Origin of the sequence: Bartonella sp. AA89HNZF (genome assembly GCF_042196905.1) — a bacterium.
Lineage (GTDB): Bacteria > Pseudomonadota > Alphaproteobacteria > Rhizobiales > Rhizobiaceae > Bartonella.
Genome location: NZ_JBHIRD010000051.1, coordinates 1 through 2,897 on the forward strand (window position 1 = coordinate 1; position 2,897 = coordinate 2,897).

Here is a 2,897-nt window from a genome sequence, read left to right on the forward strand (position 1 = left end):
GCTTGCATTTTTACACGTTTTGTGTAATATATTTTAACATTTAAAATGTATAAGTTTCCAGTTGCAAACAAAAGCCGTGTCTTAAAAGGACGCGGCTTTTTTGCTATAAAGCAGCCCCCCGCCCCGTTATTTTATTTACGCTGCTTTATTTTCAACAATCTTTACAACGGTATCGTTTTCATAAATTTCACAATCCTCAGGAATCCCATATGCATAATAAGGGTTTTGTTCTGTATATGAATACTCATTTCTTTTTAATCTTGCATTGCCATGTACCAAACCTCTAATGGTGTGATAACCAGTCACTTTTGCATTCCCATAAACAGAACCATAGACCTTAACATACCCACCCACGCTAGCATTGCCATAAACCTTGCCATAAATTTTTGAAGAGCTACTTACAACAGCATGATCATAAACCTCAGCCTTGCTATAAATGCGTGCACTTCCTGTTAATTTTGCATTCCCATAAACCCTTGCATATTGATAAACCCACACCTTATCAGAAAGATGCGCATTATCATAAACATGAGCTCCAAAATACACGCGGGTTTTATCATATACATGCGCATTGCCATAAACAAAACCACCAATGGCAGCATTGCCATATACCCTTGCATTTTCATAAACACGACCAGATTTTACAACACAAGCATTATCATAAACCCAGCAATTGCCATCATGAGAAAGGTTATCTTCCTTTTCAATAAAGCCGCCTAAATCACCAGCTTTAACATCACCAAAGTCTTTTAAAGCACGAATGCGGTATAAAGTAATCCCTTTAACGTGACTTTCATTTATAAGCTCATATTTTTTAGATACATTTTTAGTGGTCATAGGTAGCTCCCTAATCTAATATTCAAACAAATTTTTAAATGAAATGGTTATAAGGAGGCGCCCCCGCCGCGCCCGCGCCGTTATTTAAGCTGTTTTCCTATGGGGACGACACATAACAAAGCAAATTTCACCATAAGGAGAAAGGCGTTCTGTATAAACATTATTCATTGTGTCACCACAAATATTCTTAGTAACAATAGCCATGCCACATGCATTGGCATTTTCATAAACATGCACTTTACTTACAATTTTTGCACTATCGAAAACATGGGCATTATCATACACATGGGCATTGGCAAAAACCTTTGCTGAATCGTAGACGCGAGCATTACCATATACAAAACCACCAACACCTGCATTGCCATAAACCTGCGCATTTTCGTAAACACGACCAGGGCTCACAACAATGGCCTGATCACCAACCCAACAATTACCATCATGAGAAAGATTTTCTTCAGATTCAATATAGCCACCAAGTTGACCAGCTTTAACATCACCAAAATCTCTTAACGCCTTAATGCGATAAAGTTTTTTACCTTCGCGAAGAATTGTTTGATTGGTGAGTTGATATTTTGGAGAAGTTTCTTGATTTGTAACTGTAGCTTTCATGCTAATTATCCTATTTTAAAGGTTTCAATTGACACCCCATAAGAGGCGCCGGGTGTTTGAAACCACGGTAATAGGCCCGTCGTTACACTTTCCCCTATGAAGGGTATTGTATAGTATAACCACACCCGGCAAAATTGTTATATGCCAATAACAGCACAAAAGAAAGCCAGTATATTTACGTAGGAAAGGCTATTTCGTTGCCTACCCGCCTATTATCAAGTGGGTTTCAATCACTTGTCGACTTTAATAAACGACCTTTTCTTTAAAGTCAATACGTATTTTTTATTTTTTTCAATTTTTTTCATTTTGATACCTAGCTAATTGAATACCAAGTGATTTTAAATTTTACTTTTGGTTTTTAGTATAAAAATGTAGTGCGTAAATGGACATGTTTATTAAACTGCGTGTATGCAACATGAGAAAGAATGAATAAACTAAAAAAAAGTACCAAAAAACGATATCTAAATACCAAAATACAGTATAACTATTTGGAAAAATTAAAACGACAAGTGCTAAACTTATTAGCTTTAAAAGTCGGTGCATATACTGTTGTAAATCACGTGTTAATATCTTCCAACCTGTTGTATCATCATCTTTATATTTTGGATTGTTCTGCAACTCAAAAGGAATATGAGAATTGCATAAAATTACAAAAATATTTGTTATTATTATCAAACCAAAAGATGCAAATATCAAAATACCTTGGATAAAATAGGGATTTTTTTTAATTTCTAAAAAGCATAAAAATATAAAAATTATAATACCAAACAAGGCTCTTAGCTGCTTATCTGTAAACATATTTATTTCCTGCGGTTTTTGATAATTTTTTGATCTCTTTATTGATCTCATCTATGAGAGGTTCGTAATTGAGAACGCTTTTCGGAATACCGCCCCCATAAATCCACGCTTTCACTTGAGCCTTGGTACTGTAATCAACATTCTCAGGCATCTCATGATACTGACCACCGTCAAATTCTTCATATTCTCTTGTACCATCATCATATTCGTAAAGATTGTAAAAATACTCTGCTACCCCTAATCCCCATGGGGCATGCCCCACCGCCGTTGCAACGAACTTTTTTCCCCCCTTCTGTTTACGTTTTTTTAAAAACATCTGGTTTAATATCCCCTATCTAAATCCATAACTTTACCAATGGGTTTATTTGCCTCAAAATGGACCGTACAGAAGCGTTTTTAATTTCAATGTGGTTTTTATCACAAAATATTTAAATCGCTCTGTACGGTGCCTTTCTGTCAATTTAAACGCATATATATTCTCAAAATCATCAGCAAACTTCACTACTTTGCTGTTTATCCTTCAATGCTTTTAAATGCGATTTCATGACTGATGCTTCCGAAAAAAGCTCTATTTCTGATCCATAAGTGTCTTTAAGCGTAGATCGCTGTTGCAAGTTGATTGAAGCTTTCTGAAAGGTTATTTGCGAAATTGT

4 protein-coding genes are annotated in these 2,897 nt (G+C 35.5%); all 4 read right to left on the bottom strand.

The window, feature by feature from the left end:
• Positions 1-135: 135 nt before the first annotated feature.
• The 4 genes from ACFIN0_RS09485 to ACFIN0_RS09500 all read right to left on the bottom strand — a co-directional run bounded on the left by ACFIN0_RS09485 (position 136) and on the right by ACFIN0_RS09500 (position 2,560).
• Entirely contained in the window at positions 136-837 is a 702-nt protein-coding gene (locus tag ACFIN0_RS09485; protein WP_375702421.1) for a hypothetical protein, read from the bottom strand.
• An 84-nt stretch (positions 838-921) separates the two neighbouring features.
• Positions 922-1,446, bottom strand: coding sequence for a hypothetical protein (locus tag ACFIN0_RS09490; RefSeq protein ID WP_375613773.1), 525 nt, complete (start codon positions 1,444-1,446; stop codon positions 922-924).
• Positions 1,447-1,791: 345 nt separating this feature from the next.
• Positions 1,792-2,244 carry a hypothetical protein gene (locus tag ACFIN0_RS09495; protein ID WP_375610908.1) on the bottom strand — a complete coding sequence of 151 codons (453 nt, stop codon included), beginning with the start codon at positions 2,242-2,244 and terminating at the stop codon, positions 1,792-1,794.
• Entirely contained in the window at positions 2,231-2,560 is a 330-nt protein-coding gene (locus ACFIN0_RS09500; protein ID WP_375613775.1) for a hypothetical protein, read from the bottom strand. The genes ACFIN0_RS09495 and ACFIN0_RS09500 overlap by 14 nt, the downstream gene beginning before the upstream one ends.
• Between the last annotated feature and the right edge of the window lie 337 nt (positions 2,561-2,897).

What these genes read in the sequence shown, in the direction of transcription:
- ACFIN0_RS09485 (WP_375702421.1), bottom strand. Translation starts at nt 837, where the DNA reads ATGACCACTAAAAATGTATCTAAAAAATATGAGCTTATAAATGAAAGT.
- ACFIN0_RS09490 (WP_375613773.1), bottom strand. Translation starts at nt 1,446, where the DNA reads ATGAAAGCTACAGTTACAAATCAAGAAACTTCTCCAAAATATCAACTC.
- ACFIN0_RS09495 (WP_375610908.1), bottom strand. Translation starts at nt 2,244, where the DNA reads ATGTTTACAGATAAGCAGCTAAGAGCCTTGTTTGGTATTATAATTTTT.
- ACFIN0_RS09500 (WP_375613775.1), bottom strand. Translation starts at nt 2,560, where the DNA reads ATGTTTTTAAAAAAACGTAAACAGAAGGGGGGAAAAAAGTTCGTTGCA.